Consider the following 19,226-nt stretch of genomic DNA (forward strand, 5'->3'; position numbering starts at 1 on the left):
ACGGAGAGAGGTCACCATGAGCGGTGTCGCGCGCCTGCATTCGGTCGTGCTCGACTGTCCGGAGCCGAAGGCTCTGGCGGACTTCTACGCCGGGCTGCTCGGCTGGAAGGTCGCCGATGAGGAGGAGGACTGGGTCACGCTCGCCGGCGGCGACCGGATCCGCCTCGCCTTCCAGCGGGTCGCCGAATACGTGCCCCCGGTCTGGCCGTCCGCCGAACACCCGCAGCAGTTCCACCTCGACCTGACTGTGGACGACATGGCCGAGGCGGAGAACCAGGTGCTCGCCCTGGGAGCCGTCAGGCACGAGCACCAGCCCGACGAGGGACGCGACTGGACGGTCTTCCTCGACCCGGCCGGGCACCCGTTCTGCCTGGTCACCGAGTGAGCTGACGCCTCAGCTCACGGAGCCGGCGGCGGCCTTCGCCCGCGGCGTGCGCGCGAGGCGTCGCAGGACGAGAGGGCCGCCGATTCCCGGTAGCCAGGCCAGCGCCTTGCCGGTCAGGTCGCACCCGGCGTCGCGGGCGGCGGCCACGACGACGACCAGGTACGCGCAGCCGTGCAGGGGGCCGACGAGCGAGGAGACGGGCGGCAGGTGCACGGTGGCCAGATTGGCCAGGAGGACCGCCAGGGACCCCAGTTCGACGGCGGCGGCGGCGCGCAGGGCGGAATGAGGGCGTGACATGGTCAGACTCCCGTGGTCGAGCCGGGGCGGACGATCATCAGCACCGTGACGGCCGCCCACAGCAGGTTGAAGACGCCGGTCAGCATGGCGAGCCTCGCCACCCCGCCGCCGGCGTCGGCGGGCGTGGAGTCCCCGGCGGTGAGCCGCGCGAGGACGGCGTCCTGGCGCGGCAGGACCGCCAGGGAGAGGATCCCGGCCGCCGCGCCGGTGAGCAGGACGGACACGATCACCCACGCGTCGCGCAGCACGCCGAGGCTGCTCGCCGTGGCGAACCCGAAAACCGGTACGGCCAGGCCCGCGACGGCGTAGACGCGGCAGATGCGATGCAGGACGCGGAGCGCGGCCACGCCGCCGATTTGCGTGCCCTGCTCCGGCGTGACCTGCTCCGGCGTGACCTGCTCCGGCAAGCTTCGATCCGGCAAACGACGTGCGGCGGCGGGAAACATGCTCGCCGCCACGGCGACCGGGCCGACCGCGAGGATCGCGGCGAGGACGTGAACGGCCAGGAGGAATCTCGTCATAGGGCCCGATCCCCGATCACTGGGCGCCGGACGCGTCCCAAGAGTCCGGGGAGGCCGGTCGCGAGAGTGTGGCCGGGGGCCCGCGCGAACATCGCGGCCGCCGCCAGGGCCTCGTACGGCGTGAAAACGCCCAAGGGATCGAACCCGTCGAACGGCACGAACTGGGCCGGCATCGCATCTCTCCTTGTCGTCGGCGGTGCGGTCACCAACCGTAGGAGTGCGGCCCGGGCCGAGCCCAGTGGCGAGAACGACAAAGACCAACGGATTTTCGCCAACCTCGTCACCTGAGACTTCGTAGATCAGCCCTGGATACGCCGCTGGCGGGATCCCGTCTATCGTGGCGACCGTGCACACCGTGGCGATCCTGGCGCTGGACCATGTCGTGCCGTTCGACCTGGCGACCCCCATCGAGGTGTTCGGGCGCACCCGCCTGCCGGACGGCCGGCGCCCCTACCGGGTGCGGGTGTGCGGGCCCGCCCCAGAAGTGGAGACCGAGGCATTCGCCCTGCGCGTGCCGTACGGCGTGGACGCGCTGGCCGAGGCCGACACGGTCGTCGTGCCCGGCTGCTCGGAGCGAGCGGGGCCGCCCCCGGCCGAGGCGCTGGAGGCGCTGCGCGACGCGGCCTCGCGGGGCACCCGCCTCGCCTCGATCTGCGTGGGCGCGTTCACGCTCGCGGCGGCCGGGCTGCTGGACGGCCTGCGGGCGACCACACACTGGGCGGCGGCACCCGCGCTGGCCCGGCGGTTCCCGCTGGTGGACGTGCGGCCGGACGTGCTCTACGTCGATAACGGGCAGGTGCTCACCTCGGCGGGCGCGGCCGCCGGGCTCGACCTGTGCCTGCACATGATCCGGCGCGACCACGGCTCGGCCGTCGCGGCCGACGCCGCCCGCCTGTCGGTGATGCCGCTGGAGCGGGAGGGCGGTCAGGCCCAGTTCATCGTCCACGAGCACCCGCCGGTGCCCAGCGGCTCGCTGCTGGAGCCGGTGCTGGCGTGGATCGAGGACAACCTCGGCCGTGACCTCACCCTGCGGGAGATGGCGGCCCGCGGCGGGATGGGCGAGCGGACGTTCAGCAGGCGCTTCCGTCAGCAGACCGGCACCACGCCGCTGCAGTGGCTGCTGCGGGCCCGGGTCCGGCGGGCGCAGTATCTGCTGGAGAACACCGGCCACGGCATCGAGCGCATCGCCGTACAGGCCGGTTTCGGGTCGCCGACCGCGTTCAGGGAGCGGTTCAAGCGGGTCGTGGGGACCACGCCTCAGGCGTACCGCTCCTCGTTCCATTCCTCATCCCACGAGGGCCCCGCCGCCATCTGAACGCCACGGGCAGGGGCGGCGGCGCGGAGCTGTGAGTCCGGCTCCGCGCCGCCTGTTTCGAAGGAGGTGACTCTTCGACGCCCGCGTGGCTTGGGCGGCTCTCGCCGCCGGGTGTCACATGGGTGGCTCTTCGCCTCCGGTGTCACCCGTGGTGGCCATGCCGCCCTCCGTCGCGGCTGCCTCCTCGTCGCCGTCCGCGCCGAGCGCGCCGCCGATCGCGGCGAGGGCGTGAACGAGGCGCACCCCCGAGCCGTCGCGGCGGCCGAGCTCCTCGGGCAGCGGCACCGGCTTGCCGGTCGAGGAGATCGCCTTGACCGGCGCGGGGCCGGCGTAGGCGTGCAGCAGGACGTCCTCGCCCTTCAGGAAGCGCTGGGCACGCACGCCGCCGGTCGCCCGCCCCTTCGGCGGGAAGTCGGCGTAGTCGGAGACCTTGCCCGCGCCCATCTGGGTGCCGGGCAGGGCGGTGGAGGAGCCGGCGATCGTCACCACACGCGCCTCCCGCGTGGGATCGACCACACCGAAGAAGACCACCTTCGCGTCGCCGTCGAGGCGCACGCCGGCCATGCCGCCCGCCGGACGTCCCTGCGGCCGTACGACGGAGGCGGGGAAACGCAGGAGCTGCGCGTCGCTGGTGATGAAGACGAGGTCGTGGTCGACGGAGGTCAGCTCGACGGCGCCGACCACCACGTCCCCGTCCCGCAGTCCGATCACCTCGAACTCGTCGCGGTTGACGGGATATTCGGGCACGACCCGCTTGACCACGCCCTGGCTGGTGCCGATCGCGAGCCCCGGCCCGTCCGGGTCGAGCGAGCCCAGCCCGGCGACCCTCTCGTCCGGTTCGAGGGCGACGTACTCCGACACCGGATGCCCGCCCGCGAGCGAGGGCGGGTTGGCCGAGGGCGGCAGGGCGGGCAGGTCGATCACCGAGACCCGGATCATCCGGCCCATCGACGTCACCACGCCCACCTCGCCGCGCACGGTCGAGCGGACCACCGAGACCAGCACGTCGTGCGCCGCGCGATCGCCCTCGCCGGAGATCGGCGAGGCGTCGGTCGTACGGGCGAGCAGGCCGGTGGACGACATCAGCACCAGGCAGGGGTCGTCGGGCACCTCCAGCGGCACGACGGCGGCCCTGGCCGCCTCCGACGATTCCAGCAGGACCGTGCGGCGCGGCGTGCCGTACGTCTTGGCCACCTCGGCAAGCTCGGACGACACGACCTTGCGCAGCCGGTCCTCCGAGCCGAGGATCTCGTTCAGCTCGGCGATGTCGGCCTGGAGCTGCTCCTTCTCCCGGTCGAGCTCCAGCTTGTCGTAGCGGGTGAGGCGGCGCAGCGGGGTGTCGAGGATGTAGTTCGCCTGGGTCTCGCTCAGCTCGAAGGTCTCCCTGAGCCGCGCGCGGGCCTGCGCCGAGTCGTCGGAGCCGCGGATCACCTGGATGACCTGGTCGATGTTGAGCAGCGCGATGATGAGGCCGTCGACGAGATGGAGCCGTTCCTCGCGCTTGCGCAGCCGGAAGCGCGACCGCCTGCGCACGACGTCGAGCCGGTGGTTCACGTAGACCGACAGCAGCTCGCGCAGGCCGAGCGTGCGCGGCTGGCCGTCGACGAGTGCGACGTTGTTGATGCCGAAGGTCTCCTCCATCGGCGTCAGCCGGTAGAGCTCCTCCAGCACGGCCTCCGGGTTGAAGCCGTTCTTGACCTCGATGACCAGACGCAGGCCCTTGTGCCGGTCGGTCAGGTCCTTGAGATCGGCGATGCCGGTGAGCCTCTTCGCGTTCACCAGCTCTTTTATCTTGGTGATCACCCGCTCGGGGCCCACGTTGAACGGCAGCTCGGTGACGACGATGCCCTTGCGGCGCGGTGTGACCTGGTCGATCGTCACCTTGGCCCGCATCTTGAAGGTGCCGCGGCCGGTCTCGTACGCGTCCCTGACGCCGCTCAGGCCGATGATCGTGCCGCCCGTCGGCAGGTCGGGGCCCGGGACGAAGCGCATGAGCTCGTCGAGCGTCGCGTCCGGCTTCCTGATCAGGTAGCGGGCCGCCGCGATGACCTCGCCGAGGTTGTGGGGGGCCATGTTGGTGGCCATGCCGACCGCGATGCCGGAGGCGCCGTTGACCAGCAGGTTGGGGAACGCCGACGGTACGACCGACGGCTCGGTCTCCTGGCCGTCGTAGTTGGGCTTGAAGTCGACGGTGTCCTCGTCGATCGACTGCACCATGAGCATGGCGGCGGGGGCGAGGCGGGCCTCGGTGTACCGCATCGCGGCGGGCAGGTCGTCGGGAGAGCCGAAGTTGCCGTGCCCGTCCACCAGCGGGAGGCGCATCGAGAACGGCTGCGCGAGCCGCACGAGCGCGTCATAGATGGCGGAGTCGCCGTGCGGGTGGAGCTTGCCCATCACCTCGCCGACGACGCGGGAGGACTTGACGTGCCCGCGGTCGGGCCGCAGGCCCATCTCGCTCATGGAGTAGAGGATGCGGCGCTGGACGGGCTTGAGTCCGTCGCGCGCGTCGGGCAGCGCGCGCTGGTAGATCACCGAGTAGGCGTACTCAAGGAAGCTCGTCCGCATCTCCGCGGACACGTCGATGTCGACGATCCGCTCCTCGAAGTCCTCGTCCGGCGGGGGTGTCGTCGTGCGTCGGGCCATGTCGTGGTTTCCTGCGTGTCGAGGAGCCGGACCCCGGCCGTCGGGACCGGGGAGGGCGAACGTGGTGGTGAACGTCGGTGGTGAACGTCAGCCGGTGGGCATCAGTGGTGGACATCGGTGGTGGACATCGGTGGTGGACATCGAACATTCTGCCGAGAGTTCACCCCGTTCGCGACTCACTACCATACTGCCGGGCCCGCGCCCGCGGTTCCGGCTTCCCCGGCGGGACAGCCCCTGCGGCGCCGGGACAGCCCCTGCGGTGCCCGGACGGTCAGTCGCGGGGGCCGGCGCCGGGCCAGGGGCCGGGCGTCTCGCCCTCGTCCTCGTCACCGGGCGCGTTCAGCTTCTCGTCGTAGAGCCGGAAGCCCCGGGCCTTGTAGTTGGCGAGCGCGGCCGGCCCGTCGAGGGAGCAGGTGTGCACCCAGACCCGCCGGGTGGCCTCCCGCCCGGGCCAGCGCTCGGCGAGGTCCCAGGCGCGGGCCGCGGCCTCGCCCAGCAGCCACCCGCCGAGGCCCTGCCCGATCGCGTACGGCAGCAGGCCGAAGTTGACGATCTCGACCGTGCCGCCGTCCTGGGCCACCAGTTCGGCATATCCGGCCGGGGTGCCGCGCACCCAGGCCACCCAGGTCTCGACGCCCGGCCGGTCGAGCCAGTCCCTCCACTGCTTCCAGGTCCACGGCAGCCGGTTGGTCCACTGCCAGTCGCCGCCCACCGCGGTGTAGAGGAAACGGCTGAACTCCGGGGTGGGAACCTCGGCGCGGACGACCTGCGCGGAGAGCGCGGGCGGCCGTCCCGGACGCAGGTCGGCGGGGCTGGTCTGTTCGAGATACCAGGTGGTCACGTTCATAGCGGGACTCATCCAACCACGACGCCCGTCTGGGTCGGTCCGGCCGTGGCCGCCGGCGCCTCACCACGCGCGCGCTTCCATCGGCGCCACCGGTGAGGTGAATCGGTATGTATGACCTATTTGTCCGATCAAAGTCGCTCTTCGGTACTCTCCTCCCGGGAAAGGGAGGTGCTTCCGAGGTGTACGACATCGTGAACCGGATGCTCATTGCGATGAACGCGCACGATCTGGACGCGGTGTTGCGGTGCTACGCGCCGGGCGCGGTGGTGATCGGACCGGAGATGGAGGCGGGGGAGCCCGGGGAGATCGCTTCCTACATGCTGCAGATGTGGGACGGCTTTCCCGATCTGCGCTTCACCCTCTGGGAGACGGTCACCCTCGCGGACGCGGTCGCGACGGAGATGACGGCGGCGGGCACGCACACCGGGCCCTACCTGGTCGCCGGGGGCGACATCCTCGCCCCGACCGGCCGGGGCATCAACGTGCGCGTCTCCTGGTTCTGGCATCTGGAGGACGGCCTCATCCAGAGTCAGCGCTTCTACTACGACCAGCTCGAGATCTACGCGCAGCTCGGCCTGCGGTTGCCCCTGTGCTTCGGGGACGAGGGCGCCGGAAGCGGCGCGCCCGTGGACCGCGGCTAGTTTCCCGCCCGCCTCTCCCGGTCGCGGCGGAAACGGTCGGCCGGACCTGGTAGCAATGGGCGGGTGAGTGAAGAAGAGGTGACGCTGCGGGAAGAGGCCGAGGCCCGGCTGAGGGCGCTCGCCGGCGATCACGCCCGGCTGCGCGACGACCAGTGGGCCGCCATCAAAGCCCTGGTCATGGACCGCAGGCGGGCGCTGGTGGTGCAGCGCACCGGCTGGGGGAAGTCGGCCGTCTACTTCATCGCGACCGCGCTGCTGCGCGAGCTCGGTGAGGGGCCCACGGTCATCGTCTCCCCGCTCCTGGCGCTGATGCGCAACCAGATCGCCGCGGCCGAGCGGGCCGGCATCCACGCCGAGACGATCAACTCGGCCAACCCCGAGGTGTGGGAGAAGGTCTACGGCCAGGTCGCCGAGGGCGCGGTCGACGTGCTGCTGGTCAGTCCCGAGCGGCTGAACAATCCCGACTTCCGCGACAACGTGCTGCCCGAGCTGGCCGGCAGCGCGGGTCTTCTCGTGATCGACGAGGCCCACTGCATCTCCGACTGGGGTCATGACTTCCGGCCCGACTACCGCCGGCTCCGCACCTTGCTGGCCGAGCTGCCGCCGGGCATCCCCGTGCTGGCCACGACCGCTACGGCGAACGCCCGGGTCACCCGCGACGTCGCCGAGCAGCTCGCCGTCACGCAGGAGTGGGACGAGCTGCCCGGCGGGGAGGTGTTCGTCCTGCGAGGACCGCTGGAGCGCGACAGCCTTCATCTGAGCGTCGCACGGCTGGGCGGCGCGGACCAGCGGCTCGCCTGGCTGGCCAGGACGCTGCACGAGCTGCCGGGCTCCGGCATCGTCTACACGCTGACCGTCGCGGCGGCGCAGGAGATCGCCGCTTACCTGCGCGAGCAGGGCCACACCGTCGTCGCGTACACCGGGCAGACCGAGCCGGCCGACCGGCTGGCGGCCGAGGAGGACCTGCTGGGCAACCGGGTCAAGGCCCTGGTGGCGACCTCCGCGCTGGGGATGGGCTTCGACAAGCCCGACCTGGGCTTCGTCGTCCACGTGGGCGCGCCCGCCTCGCCCGTGGCGTACTACCAGCAGGTGGGCCGCGCCGGACGTGGCGTGGAGCGGGCCGAGGTCATTCTGCTGCCCGGCTCCGAGGACCGGGAGATCTGGGCCTACTTCGCCTCGCTCGCCTTCCCGCCGGAGGGCGTGGTCAGGACGACGCTGGAGGCGCTGTCCGAGGGGGGAGTGCTGTCCACCGCCGCACTGGAGACGAGAGTCGACCTCAGCCGGAGCCGGCTGGAGATGATGCTCAAGGTGCTCGACGTGGACGGCGCCGTACGCCGGGTCAAGGGCGGCTGGGAGGCCACCGGCGAGCCGTGGAGCTACGACACCGAGCGTTACGCCCGGGTGGCCGCGGAGCGCCGGGCGGAGCAGGAGGCGATGCTCGGCTACATCACGACCACCGAGTGCCGGGAGCAGTACCTGCGCCGCCACCTCGACGACGATTCGGCGACGCCGTGTGGCCGGTGTGACAACTGCACCGGCGCCCACCGTTCCGCCGAGGTGCCGGACGAGGCCGTCCAGGCCGCGCGGCAGCGGCTCGCGCGTCCCGGCGTCGAGATCGAGCCGCGCCGCCAGTGGCCCACCGGCCTGCCGGACCTGAAGGGGCGGATCAGGGCGGAGCTGTCCGCCGAGCCGGGCCGCGCGCTCGGCCGCCTGACCGACATCGGCTGGGGCACCCGGCTGCGCGACCTGTTCGCGGCGGGCGACGGGCCGGTCCCCGACGACGTGTTCGCGGCCGTGGTCGAGGTGCTGAAGACCTGGGGGTGGGAGCGGCGGCCGGTCGCCGTGGTCGCGGTGCCGTCGGGCACGCGGCCGGCGCTGGTCGGCTCGCTCGCCGAACGGCTCGCCCAGGTCGGCCGGCTGGAGTATCTCGGGTCGCTCGGTTACCGCGAAGGATCGCCCGCCGCCAGGCACAACAGCGCCCAGCGGGTGACGGCCATCCGGGGGACGCTCGCGACGCCGCGCGACGTCGCCGAGAGGATCGCGGCGGCGGGCGGGCCGGTGCTGCTGGTGGACGACCGGGTGGACAGCGGGTGGACGATGGCGCTGGCCGCCGCCCAGGTCCGGCACGCCGGGGCGCCCGCCGTGCTGCCCCTGGCCCTGGCCGTCACCAGCTGATCGCCTCCCCCGCCCGGCCCCGCGGCGGACCGGCGCCCCCGGCACACGGCGCCTCCGAAATGCGCGCTTCTGGCACGCGCGCTTCTGACATGCGGCGCCCCTGACACGCGGGCCTCTGATATGGCGCCCCTGACACATGGGGGCGGCGAGCTGAGGCCCGGCTCGGGGACGGGTCAGGGTGAGGCCAGGGTAATCACCCCATCCCGGGACCGCGCGTGATCGGCAGACTCGTCGCCATGAGATCACTTGTTGCGGCTCCGGTCCTGGTCGGCGCGTACGGCGTCGCCCGGATCATGGACGGATTCGACGGCAGCCGGGGGCCCGGTCTGGCCTGGACTGTGGGACACCTGTTTTTTCTGGCCGCGTTGGTCCTCTTCGTGCGGATCTTCGGGCGGCTCCGGACGATGGCCGGCGGCGGCGTGACGGCCACGGCGGGGTACGCCGCCGGCCTTGCCGGGGCGCTGGCGCTGGCCGCGCAGTTCACGATCGACATCGTGGTCGGCTTCCTGTCCGCCGACCATGGCGCGATGGGGCCGCGCTTCGAGGCCGTCAAGGCGATCCCGTGGGTCGAGCCGGTCGTGTACACCGTCGTGCCGTTGCTGTTCTATGTCGGCATGGTCGCGCTGGTGGCCCGGCTCGCCGTGGGGCGGCGGGTGCCGTGGTGGAGCGCGGCGCTGGTGCTTGTGCAGGCCGTGCTTCCGCTCGTGAGCAAGGACCTGATTCCGCTGGGAGCCGCGCTGCTCCTGCTGGCCTTCGTGCCGCTGCTGCGCCTGCGGCCCGCGCAGTCGGTCGCGCACGCGCCGGTCTCGGGCTGAACAGCGCCCACTTGCGCCGTGCTCAACTGAACAGTGCTCAACTGAACAGTGCCCAAGGGAACCGTGCCCGCTGAGCCCGGTCGCGCTGAACAGGGTTGTCGTGAGCCGTGTCCGCTGAGCCGGGTCGTTCTGAGCCGGGTTGTTCTGAGCGGGTCGTTCAGAATGCCCGGCTCAGAGACGCGGGCGGGCGCCGAGGTTGGAGATGCACTTGGCGGCGAGGGCGTTACCCGCCGCCAGCGCCTCGGCGGCCGGCTTGCCGTCCAGCCACACGGGCAGGAAACCGGCGGTGAAGGCGTCACCGGCGCCGGTGCCGTCCACCACCCGGTCGACGACCTCGCCGGGCGACCGGACCGGGTCGGGACGGTTGTTGGAGTACCAGAGCGAGCCCTCGGCGTTGAGCTTGATCACGACCTGCGGGAACCAGGCGGTCAGCACCTTGGCCGCCGCCGCGGCGTCGTCCCTGCCGGTCAGCACCTTGGCCTGGTCGGCGTTGGCGAACAGCAGCTTCGCGCCGTCGGTCCATTCGAGGAACGGCTCGGCGCCGGTCCGCTCCAGCGGGGCGGAGGAGGCGCAGTCCACGGAGATCGACATGCCGGCGCGCCTGGCCATGTCGAGCGCGGCGAGGCCGGCGTCGCGCGATCCATCGTTGATCAGCGTGTAGCCCGACATGTGCACGTGGCCGCCGGAGCTGAACAGGTCGCGCGGCAGGTCCTCGGGCGACAGCGCGGCGTTGGCGCCGGGGTCGGACAGCATGGTCCGCTCGCCCTTGTGGGTGACGAGCACGACGCACGTGCCGGTCGGCCGCTCGGGGTCCATGACGAGCCGGGCGTCCACGCCGTATCCCATGAGCTCCATGTCGCGGTTGCGGCCCGTGATGTCGGCGCCTCGGCGGCCGATGAAGGCGACCTCCGAGCCCTCCACGGCGAGCCAGGAGGCGATGTTGGCGCCGGAGCCGCCACCGTGCATGGTCACGATGGCCGGGGTGTCGCTCGCTCTGGCAAGAGGGAACCTAGCGCGGGCGACCGCGTCCGTCATGAGATCGCCCACCACGACGACCCGCGTCATGCTGTCACCACCTTGCCAACTGCTTGTGGAGGTGAGCCAATCCCAAGGAGGGGCGGCGTCCTCTCCGTGCTGTGAGGCTGACGTCCAGAAACCTAACAGTTTCCAGGGGCGTCGTGGGGTGGAGAGCGGACAGACGGGCACAGTCGATGCACAAGCGTTGCCCAACTTGCCACGTCAGGGCTGGTAGATCCCCTATAAGCGGATCTGGGACGCGGGTCCTCCAGTTATAAGAAATCTCTCAATACGGGCCAAGCCGGACACCGCTAGCCTCGATTGTGTGCACCCTCAGTACCCCGCCCACTGGGAGGCGGACGTCGTGCTGTCCGACGGCGGCACGGCGCACGTCCGCCCGATCAGGCCGGACGACGCCGGCATGCTGCGCTCGTTCTACTCGCGCCTGTCCGCGGAGTCCATCTACTTCCGGTACTTCGGGCCACGGCCGCGCCTGACCGACAAGGACGTGGTCTGGTTCACCAACGTCGACTACGACAACCGGGTCGCTCTCATCGCCACGATCGGCACCGAGATGGTCGCGGTCGTACGGTACGACCGGGTGCAGCCGCGCGACCACGCCGAGGTGGCCTTCCTGGTCGAGGACGCCCACCAGGGCAGGGGTCTGGCCGCGGTGCTGATGGAGCACCTGCGGGCCGCCGCGCGCGAGCGCGGGATCAAGACCTTCATCGCCGACGTGCTGCCGGGCAACCACCGGATGACGGGCCTGTTCCGCCAGGCCGGATACACGGCGCAGAGCCAGTTCGAGGACGGCGTCGTACGCATGACGCTCGACCTGTCCAGCACCGAGACCGCGCTGGAGGTCCGGCTCGCCCGCGAGCACCGCGCCGAGGCGCGCTCGATCGCCCGCCTGCTGACGCCGGAGTCGGTCGCGGTCATCGGCGCGAGCCGCGAGCCGGGCGGCATCGGCCAGACGGTCCTGCGCAACCTGCTCGCCGCCGACTTCACCGGCCCCGTCTACCCCGTCCACCGGCACGTACGGGCCGTGGCCGGCGTGCGGGCCTACCGCAGCGTGTCGGCCATCGACGGCGAGGTGGACCTCGCCGTGCTGGCGGTCCCCGCCGAGGGCGTGCTCGATCTGGTCGTGGAGTGCGCGGAGAAGGGGGTGAAGGGCCTGGTCGTGGTCTCCTCCGGGTTCGGCGAGACCGGGCAGGAGGGCCGGGCCCGCCAGGAGGAGCTGGTCCGCATCGCCCGGGCGTACGGCATGCGGGTGGTGGGGCCCAACTGCCTGGGCATCGCCAACACCGATCCCGCCGCACGGCTCAACGCGACGCTCGCGGCGACCCTGCCGGGGCGGGGGAGGGTCGGCTTCTTCAGCCAGTCGGGCGCGCTCGGCACGGCGCTGCTGCAGCGGGTGGCGCAGCGCGGCATGGGCATCTCGACGTTCGTCTCGGCCGGCAACCGGGCCGACGTGTCCGGCAACGATCTCCTCCAATACTGGGAGGAGGACCCGGCGACCGACGTGATCCTGCTCTACCTGGAGTCCATCGGGAACCCGCGCAAGTTCACCCGGCTGGCCCGGCGGATCTCGCGGTCCAAGCCGATCGTGGTGGTCAAGTCGCGGGGCGTCCCGGGCGGGCACCGCGCGCCCGTGCTCGCGCTGCCCGACACCGCGCTGAGCTCGCTGTTCGCCCAGGCCGGGGTCATCCGGGTGGACGACCTGGTCCAGCTTTTCGACGTCGCCCAGCTCCTGGCGCACCAGCCGCTGCCGGCCGGGCCGCGGGTGGGCGTGGTCGGCAACTCCGACGCGCTCACGCTGCTCGCGGAGGAGGCGTGCGCCGGCGCCGGCCTGCAGCCGAGCCCCCCGGTGAACCTCGGCGCCCCCGCCGGCGCGGCCGAGTTCGCCGAGGCCCTGCGGAGCGTTCTGCCCGAGGTGGACGCCGTCGTCGCGATCTACATGCCGCCGATCCCCGGCGACTGCCGTGAGGTGGCCGAGGCGTTGCTGGAGGTCGCCAGGGAGTCGGGCAAGCCGGTGCTGGCCACCTTCCAGGGCGCGCTGGGCATGCCGGCCGACCTGCGCGTGGGGGGAGGCCCCGGCGACGACTCCCCCCAGCGTGGGTCGATCCCGTCGTACCCCGCACCCGAGGAGGCGGTCCGCGCACTGGCCCACGTCGTGCGGTACGCCCACTGGCGCAGGCAGCCGCCGGGCACGGTCCCGTCCGTCGAGGGGATCGACACCGCCGCGGCGCGGGAGATCGTCGCCGCCGCCCTGCGTGGTGAGGGGACGGCGGCCAGTGCGGTGGCAGGCGAGGGGGCAGTCGGCGAGGAGCGGGAGATCGACGCGACCGCGCTGCTGGCCTGCTACGGCATCGAGGTGTGGCCGGCGAACCTCGCCGCCGGCGCCGAGGAGGCCGTCGCCGCGGCCGAGCGGATCGGCTGGCCCGTGGTGGTCAAGTCGGCCGACCCGGAGGACGCCCGCCGCGCCGGCACCGTCCGCGTCGGCCTCACCGAGCCCGCCGGGGTCCGGCAGGCGTACGCCGACCTCGCCGCGCTTCACGGGCCCGCCACGCCGCTCGCGGTGCAGCGCATGGCGCCGCAACCCTCGGTGCCCACCGTCGTCGGCGTGACCCAGGACCGCTACTTCGGCGGGGTCGTCACGTTCGGCCTCGGCGAGGTGACCGCCCGGCTGCTCGGCGACCAGGCCTACCGCCTCGCACCGCTCACCGCCGAGGACGCGGCGGAGTTGGTGCGGTCGGTCCGCGCCGCGCCGCTGCTTTTCGGCGAGTACGGCTACCAGGCGGTGGCAGTGGAGGCGCTGGAGAAACTGCTGGTGCGGGTGGGGCTGCTGGCAGACGCCCTGCCCGAGGTCGCCAGGATGGAACTCGACCAGGTCCTGGTGAGCGCGTCGGGAGTGGCCGTGCTGGGCGCGCGGGCCGTCCTGCGGCCCGTCACCGCGCTGCGTCCCGACGTCGGGCCCCGCCGCCTGAGCTGACCGGGCCGCTTGAGCTGATGGGCGCCACCGGAGCTGATCGGCCCGGCATCACGCCGTGGGCGGAAAACCCGTCCCGTCGGGGTGTGAAACAGGTGTCCCTTACAGGGCAGGATGGACCCATGAGGGAAACCCGAGTCTCCGCCGCGGGCTTGCGCGAGGCCATAGATCGCAGCGGCTACTACCCGGATCTTGTGGCCGACGCCGTCGACTCCGCGCTCGGCAACGAGCCGGTCACTGCGTACGTCGTGCATCACGAGGCCACGTTCGACCCGGCGATGGAGGTGCGCAGGCACGTCACGGTCCTGGTTCTTTCGCCAACCCGGCTGCTGGTCTGCCACACCGACGAGCACCCGCCCGCCGAGGGCATGCCCGCCTCCCACGCCTCCACGACCACCGAGGCGGTGAGACTCAGCCGCATCCAGTCGGTCGCCGTGACCAGGGTCGTGCCCGACCCCGCGGCGTACGCGCCGGGCGTCCCCCCGACGGAGGTCACACTGACGATCGGGTGGGGCGCGATCTCCCATGTCGATCTCGAACCGGCGACCTGCGGCGACGAGAACTGCGAGGCCGATCACGGCTACACCGGCGCGATCACGGCCGACGACCTGTCCCTGCGGGTCAGCGAGGCGGCCGACGGTCCCGAGGCCGTCACCCACGTGCTGGCGTTCGCGAAGGCGCTGTCGGAGGCCACCGCCAAGGCGGCGACGGCCTGACCGTCCCCATCGAGCCGCCGGGAGGTGACGTGATCGATCCCCAGCCCTCGGAGGCTCTGCCCGGGGAGCCGCCCGGGGCGTCGACGGCCGCCGTGCCCGTGCCGTACGTGCCCGCGTACGGCACGGCCTCGCTGGCCGAGCTGCCGGGCTCGATGCTCGCCTCTCTTGGGTTGCCGGGCGACAACACGCTGGCGCTGGAACCGGCCCCGCGGGTGTGCCTGTTCCTCGTGGACGGCCTCGGGGCCGAGCTCCTGGCCGCGCACCCCGGCGCCGCGCCGTTCCTGTCGGCCCACGTCCGGGGGACGCTCACGGCCGGCTTCCCCTCCTCGACCCCCACCAGCCTGGCCACCCTGGGCACCGGCGCCCCTCCCGGGGAGCACGGCATGGTCGGCATCCAGATGGCCGTCCCGGGGGAGGGGCGGCTGTTCAACTGCCTGCGCTGGACCGCCCCCGGCCTGTCGATCGACCCGGACGTGTGGCAGCCCGCGCCGACCGTCTACGAACGCATGACGGCGGCGGGGGTCGAGCCGGTCTACGTGGCGCCCGCCGCGTTCGACGGCACAGGACTGACCCGCGCCGTCTACCGGGGCATGCGCTATCGGGCGGCGGAGAGCCCCGGCGAGCGGGTCGAGGCCGTGCGGCAGGCGCTGCGCGAGGCCACGTTCGTCACCGTCTACTACGGCGACGTCGACCGCGTGGGGCACTTCAGCGGGTGGGGCAGCGGCGAGTGGCTCGAACAGCTCGCCGTGGTGGACCGCATGGCCGAGCGCATCGCCGGGGCGCTGCCGCCGGGTGCGGTCCTGTACGTCACGGCCGACCACGGCATGATCAACGCCGTCGACAAGGTGGACGTGGACCGCCGTCCCGACCTGCGGGAGGGCGTGCTCATGCTGGGCGGCGAGCCCCGCGCCCGCCACGTCTACACCTCTCCCGGCGCGGCTTCCGCGGTGCTGGAGACCTGGCGGGAGGCCCTGCGCGGGCGGGCCTGGGTGGTCACGCGCGAGGAGGCCGTCTCCGCGGGCTGGTTCGGCCGTAGCGTCCGCCGCGAGTGGCTCGGCCGCGTCGGCGACGTGGTGGCCGTGCCGTACGGCGAGTGCGTGATCGTGGCCTCGGCCGGGGAGCCGGTGGAGTCCTCAATGATCGGCTACCACGGCTCGCTGACCCCCGCCGAGCAGAACGTCCCGCTGGTGGAGATCCGCCGCTGACGCTCGCTCGGATGCGTCGCCGGCACCGCTTGGGTCCGTCGCCGGCACTTTCCTGAGATCGCGTCGCCGACAGGCATGCCCGCCGACCGGCAGCTCGAACTGCTCAGTTCCAGGTGTACAGTCTGAGCTGTCTTTTTTGGGGAGGTGTGCCATGAGCGATGCCGTCTCGGAGGCGGCGGCGCAGGCGGCCGGCGACACCTGGGTGGCGGTCAGCAGGCTCGTCCGCAGGCTGAGAGAGCTGGACGCGGAGGGAGACCTCAGCTCCGGCCAGGCCTCCGTGCTGGTGCGGCTGGCCAAGCACGGCCCGGCGTCGGCCAGTGAGCTGGCCGCGGCCGAGCGGGTCAGGCCGCAGTCCATGGCGGCGATCGTCCAGGCACTGGAACGAGCCGGGCTGGTGGAACGCCACCGCGATCCCGAGGACGGCCGGCGTCAGCTCGTCACGCTGACCGAGCCGGGGCGCGAGCGCCGCCTCGACGACCGGAGGGCGCGCGAGGCATGGCTGGCACGGGCGCTGCAGGAACACTGCACCGAAGCGCAGCTGCGCACGATCACCGAGGCGATGGCGCTGCTGGACGCCGTGGCCCAGTCGTGATCAGGGTCCGGGCGTGACGCGGGTTCCGGCCGCCTCCCGGGCCGGGCGCCGATCGGAGGCCGGCGGCTTCGACCGCCGGCTGATCGCCCCGATGATCCTGGGCTCGATCCTCAACCCGATCAACTCCTCGATGCTGGCGGTGGCACTCGTGCCGATCGGCCGCTGGTTCCACGCCTCGCCCGCGCACACCGCGTGGCTGGTGACGGGGCTGTACCTGGCCACCGCGGTCGGGCAGCCGGTCATCGGGCGGCTGGTCGACACCTTCGGCCCGCGGCCGCTGTACCTGACCGGCACGACGCTGGTCGGCGTCGCCGGGCTGCTGGGCGTGCTGGCGCCCAGCCTGGGCGTCCTGATCGTGTCCCGGGTCCTGCTCGGGATCGGCACCTCCGCCGCCTACCCCGCCTCGATGTTCCTGCTGCGGGCCGAGGCCGACCGCACCGGCATGCGAAGTCCCAGCGGCATCCTGGCGGCGCTGTCGATCTCCAACCAGGTCATCGCGGTCATCGGGCCGACCCTGGGCGGCCTGCTCATCGGAGTGGGCGGCTGGCATCTCATCTTCGCCGTCAACGTGCCGCTCTCGGCCGCCTGCCTCGTCCTCGGTGCGCGGCGACTGCCCCGCCGCGCCGCGACCTCCACTGCGGCCGTCCGGCCCGGCGGGGGGCTGGACGTGATCGGCATGGCGTTGTTCGCCGGCACGCTCACGGCGTTCATGACGTTCCTGATGAACCCGGCCTGGGGGCTCTGGTGGCTGCTGGTGATCACCGCCGTCGCCGGAACCTGCTTCGCCGTACGGGAACTGCGGGTGGCGCAGCCGTTCCTCGACCTGCGGGTGCTGGGCGGCAATCTGCCGTTGCTCGCCACGTACGGCAGGCAGTGGCTGGCCTACACGACCTCCTACGCCTTCATGTACGGGTTCCCGCAGTGGCTGCAGGACAGCCGGTCGCTCACCCCCTCGGCCGCCGGGCTGCTGCTCCTGCCCATGTCGGCGATGGCCATCGCCGTGACCGCCCTCACCGGCCGCCGCGCCGAGGTGCGCGGCAAGCTCGTCGTCGGCGCCGCGGCGCAGATCGCCGGCTGCGCCGTGCTGTCGGCGGCCGGCTCCGGCAGCCCGATGTGGCTGCTGGCGCTGATCGGCGCGTTCGTCGGCGTCGCGCAGGGCCTCAACGGGCTGGCCAACCAGAACGCGCTGTACGCGCAGGCCGACCCGGCCCGCATGGGTTCCTCCGCCGGGCTCCTGCGCACCTTCGGCTATCTCGGCGCGCTGGGCGCCTCGGCCGCCGACGCGGCGTTCTACCGGCACGGCGCCACCACGCTCGGGCTGCACCACCTGAGCCTGCTCCTGCTGGGCGTCTCGGTGCTGCTCCTGGCCGGCGTCCTCATCGACCGGTCGCTTCGCCGCGTCGGCCGGGTCCCCACCACCTGACCACCCCCTGTCCGCACATCAGAAAGGGAGATCTCCATGCCCGTGACCACGCTCGACCCCAGGACCGCACTCGTGGTCGTCGACCTGCAGAAGGGCGTGCTCGCTGCCCCCGGCAGCCCCTACTCCACCGGGGACGTGCTCGCCCGGACGGTGCGGCTGGCCGAGGCCTTCCGCGCGCGCGACCTGCCGGTCGTCCTCGTCCGCGTCACCGCAGCGGCCGACGGCTCCGACGCCGTCCCCGGGCGGACCGAGCTGTCGCGTGCCGGGCACGCCTGGCCCGACGGCTGGGACGAGATCGCCGACGAGCTGGCCGGACGTCCCGGGGACATCGTCGTCACCAAGCGCAACTGGTCGGCCTTCTACGGCACCGACCTCGACCTGCACCTGCGTCGCCGCGGCGTCACCCAGATCGTGGTGACCGGGGTGGCCACGAGCATCGGGGTCGAGTCCACCGCCCGCGCCGCCCACGAGCACGGCTACCACGTCACGCTGGCGACCGACGCCATGACCGACTTCGATCCCGAGGCTCACCGCCACAGCGTCGAGAAGATCTTCCCGCGCCTCGGCGAAACCGGCGCCACCGCCGAGATCCTCGACCTGCTCGCCGCGACCGCGTCCTGAGGCGCGGGGAGCCCCGCCGGGTCCTGAGGCGCGGGGAGCCCCGCCGGCTTGACACAATGGCTGGGCACCGTCCGACAGGGGTCCGAGGCGAGGGGATGGCATGAGCCCGCTGATCACTTCTGAGGAGCTCGCCGCGATCGGCGACGCCGCGATCCTCGACGTCCGCTGGCGACTGGGCGGGCCGCCCGGCGTCGAGGCGTACCGCGAGGGCCACATCCCCGGCGCGGTCTTCTGCGACCTGAACGCCGATCTCGCCGCCCCGGCCGGGCCCGCCGGACGGCACCCGCTGCCCGCGCCGGAGGCGTTCCAGGAGGCGATGCGCCGCCTCGGGGTGTCCGACGACCGGCCGGTGGTCGTCTACGACGAGGCCGACTCGACGGCGGCGGCCAGGGCCTGGTGGACGCTGCGTTACTTCGGCCACGGCGACGTGCGTGTGCTCGACGGCGGGCTGCGGGCCTGGACCCGGGCGGGGTTGCCGCTGGCCAAGGACGAGAGCCCCGTCCCGCCGGGTGACTTCACCGCGCGGCCGGGCGGGATGCCGGTGCTCGACGCCGATCAGGCCGCCGCGCTGGCGTCCGACGGCGTGCTGCTCGACGCCAGGGCGGCCGAGCGCTACCGGGGTGAGGTGGAGCCCATCGACCCGGTCGCCGGGCACATCCCGGGCGCGGTCAGCGCCCCCACCACCGGAAACGTCGAGCCCGGCGGGCGGTTCCACAACAGGGAGTTCCTCCGCGAGCGCTTCAACAGCCTCGGGGCGGTCGAGGGCCTGCCCGTCGGCGCGTACTGCGGATCGGGGGTCACGGCGGCCCACGAGGTGCTCGCGCTGGAGATCGCCGGGCTGCCGGCCGCCCTGTACGCCGGCTCGTGGTCCAACTGGGTCGCCGATCCCGGAAGGCCGGTCGCGACCGGCTGACGGGATAGTGAGTGGCGCGACCGTGGGCGCCCCCCGACCGGGATGCGGAAGGCGGCAGCGGGCTGGGGAGCGCGGCAGCGGGATGCGGAGGGCGGCAGCGGGCTGGGGAGC

General features: G+C 72.8%; 18 protein-coding genes. 12 read left to right on the forward strand and 6 right to left on the reverse strand.

Features of this window, described 5'->3' with window-relative positions; translation table 11 throughout:
* The first annotated feature begins 16 nt into the window (after positions 1 to 16).
* Positions 17 to 385 (forward strand): VOC family protein, encoded by a 369-nt coding sequence (locus ACGFIB_RS10225; RefSeq protein WP_393370326.1) that lies wholly within the window; start codon positions 17 to 19, stop codon positions 383 to 385.
* Positions 386 to 394: 9 nt separating this feature from the next.
* Here the strand turns inward: ACGFIB_RS10225 and ACGFIB_RS10230 are convergent, their stop codons facing one another.
* From ACGFIB_RS10230 to ACGFIB_RS10240, 3 genes are read right to left on the reverse strand one after another with little or no spacing between them, the layout of a single operon-like run.
* Positions 395 to 682, reverse strand: a complete 288-nt coding sequence (locus ACGFIB_RS10230; protein WP_357245925.1) for a hypothetical protein — start codon at positions 680 to 682, stop codon at positions 395 to 397.
* 2 nt (positions 683 to 684) lie between these two features.
* A complete protein-coding gene (locus ACGFIB_RS10235; protein WP_393370330.1) occupies positions 685 to 1,203 on the reverse strand; it encodes a hypothetical protein in 519 nt (172 codons plus the stop codon).
* On the reverse strand, positions 1,200 to 1,376 hold the full coding sequence (locus ACGFIB_RS10240; RefSeq protein WP_393370333.1) for a hypothetical protein: 177 nt from the start codon (positions 1,374 to 1,376) through the stop codon (positions 1,200 to 1,202). Before ACGFIB_RS10240 ends, ACGFIB_RS10235 begins: the two co-directional genes overlap by 4 nt.
* 173 nt (positions 1,377 to 1,549) lie before the next feature.
* On the opposite strand from ACGFIB_RS10240, the gene ACGFIB_RS10245 reads away from it, so the two are divergent.
* The gene (locus tag ACGFIB_RS10245; protein ID WP_393370336.1) at positions 1,550 to 2,518 is read left to right on the forward strand and encodes a GlxA family transcriptional regulator; all 969 of its coding nucleotides are present in this window, start codon (positions 1,550 to 1,552) and stop codon (positions 2,516 to 2,518) included.
* 114 nt (positions 2,519 to 2,632) lie between these two features.
* Here ACGFIB_RS10245 and ACGFIB_RS10250 read toward each other — a convergent pair whose 3' ends face one another.
* Entirely contained in the window at positions 2,633 to 5,161 is a 2,529-nt protein-coding gene (locus ACGFIB_RS10250; protein WP_393370339.1) for a DNA gyrase/topoisomerase IV subunit A, read from the reverse strand.
* A 271-nt stretch (positions 5,162 to 5,432) separates the two neighbouring features.
* Positions 5,433 to 6,008 carry a GNAT family N-acetyltransferase gene (locus tag ACGFIB_RS10255; protein ID WP_357257246.1) on the reverse strand — a complete coding sequence of 192 codons (576 nt, stop codon included), beginning with the start codon at positions 6,006 to 6,008 and terminating at the stop codon, positions 5,433 to 5,435.
* A 179-nt stretch (positions 6,009 to 6,187) separates the two neighbouring features.
* Here ACGFIB_RS10255 and ACGFIB_RS10260 point away from each other — a divergent pair, with 179 nt between their 5' ends.
* The 3 genes from ACGFIB_RS10260 to ACGFIB_RS10270 all read left to right on the forward strand — a co-directional run bounded on the left by ACGFIB_RS10260 (position 6,188) and on the right by ACGFIB_RS10270 (position 9,639).
* Positions 6,188 to 6,649: an ester cyclase gene (locus tag ACGFIB_RS10260; RefSeq protein WP_357245936.1), complete on the forward strand. Its 462-nt coding sequence runs from the start codon at positions 6,188 to 6,190 to the stop codon at positions 6,647 to 6,649.
* Between the two features lie 63 nt (positions 6,650 to 6,712).
* A complete protein-coding gene (locus ACGFIB_RS10265) occupies positions 6,713 to 8,824 on the forward strand; it encodes a RecQ family ATP-dependent DNA helicase (RefSeq protein WP_393370344.1) in 2,112 nt (703 codons plus the stop codon).
* 236 nt (positions 8,825 to 9,060) lie between these two features.
* Complete coding sequence (locus ACGFIB_RS10270; RefSeq protein ID WP_393370347.1) at positions 9,061 to 9,639, forward strand: hypothetical protein; 579 nt, start codon at positions 9,061 to 9,063, stop codon at positions 9,637 to 9,639.
* A 171-nt stretch (positions 9,640 to 9,810) separates the two neighbouring features.
* Here ACGFIB_RS10270 and ACGFIB_RS10275 read toward each other — a convergent pair whose 3' ends face one another.
* Entirely contained in the window at positions 9,811 to 10,704 is an 894-nt protein-coding gene (locus ACGFIB_RS10275; protein ID WP_142573008.1) for a carbohydrate kinase family protein, read from the reverse strand.
* Positions 10,705 to 10,981: 277 nt separating this feature from the next.
* Here ACGFIB_RS10275 and ACGFIB_RS10280 point away from each other — a divergent pair, with 277 nt between their 5' ends.
* The 7 genes from ACGFIB_RS10280 (at position 10,982) to ACGFIB_RS10310 (ending at position 19,115) form a co-directional block, all read left to right on the forward strand.
* Positions 10,982 to 13,648 (forward strand): bifunctional acetate--CoA ligase family protein/GNAT family N-acetyltransferase, encoded by a 2,667-nt coding sequence (locus ACGFIB_RS10280; protein WP_393370350.1) that lies wholly within the window; start codon positions 10,982 to 10,984, stop codon positions 13,646 to 13,648.
* 119 nt (positions 13,649 to 13,767) lie between these two features.
* Complete coding sequence (locus ACGFIB_RS10285; RefSeq protein WP_142573004.1) at positions 13,768 to 14,361, forward strand: DUF5998 family protein; 594 nt, start codon at positions 13,768 to 13,770, stop codon at positions 14,359 to 14,361.
* A 152-nt stretch (positions 14,362 to 14,513) separates the two neighbouring features.
* Complete coding sequence (locus ACGFIB_RS10290) at positions 14,514 to 15,566, forward strand: alkaline phosphatase family protein (RefSeq protein ID WP_393371449.1); 1,053 nt, start codon at positions 14,514 to 14,516, stop codon at positions 15,564 to 15,566.
* 151 nt (positions 15,567 to 15,717) lie between these two features.
* Positions 15,718 to 16,158 carry a MarR family winged helix-turn-helix transcriptional regulator gene (locus ACGFIB_RS10295; protein ID WP_142573002.1) on the forward strand — a complete coding sequence of 147 codons (441 nt, stop codon included), beginning with the start codon at positions 15,718 to 15,720 and terminating at the stop codon, positions 16,156 to 16,158.
* Positions 16,159 to 16,171: 13 nt separating this feature from the next.
* Positions 16,172 to 17,581 (forward strand): MFS transporter, encoded by a 1,410-nt coding sequence (locus ACGFIB_RS10300; protein ID WP_393370354.1) that lies wholly within the window; start codon positions 16,172 to 16,174, stop codon positions 17,579 to 17,581.
* Between the two features lie 36 nt (positions 17,582 to 17,617).
* The gene (locus ACGFIB_RS10305; protein WP_357245952.1) at positions 17,618 to 18,202 is read left to right on the forward strand and encodes a hydrolase; all 585 of its coding nucleotides are present in this window, start codon (positions 17,618 to 17,620) and stop codon (positions 18,200 to 18,202) included.
* 100 nt (positions 18,203 to 18,302) lie between these two features.
* Positions 18,303 to 19,115 carry a sulfurtransferase gene (locus tag ACGFIB_RS10310; protein ID WP_393370358.1) on the forward strand — a complete coding sequence of 271 codons (813 nt, stop codon included), beginning with the start codon at positions 18,303 to 18,305 and terminating at the stop codon, positions 19,113 to 19,115.
* The last annotated feature ends 111 nt before the right edge of the window (positions 19,116 to 19,226 follow it).

This window comes from Microbispora bryophytorum (assembly GCF_043197435.1).
GTDB lineage: Bacteria > Actinomycetota > Actinomycetes > Streptosporangiales > Streptosporangiaceae > Microbispora > Microbispora bryophytorum.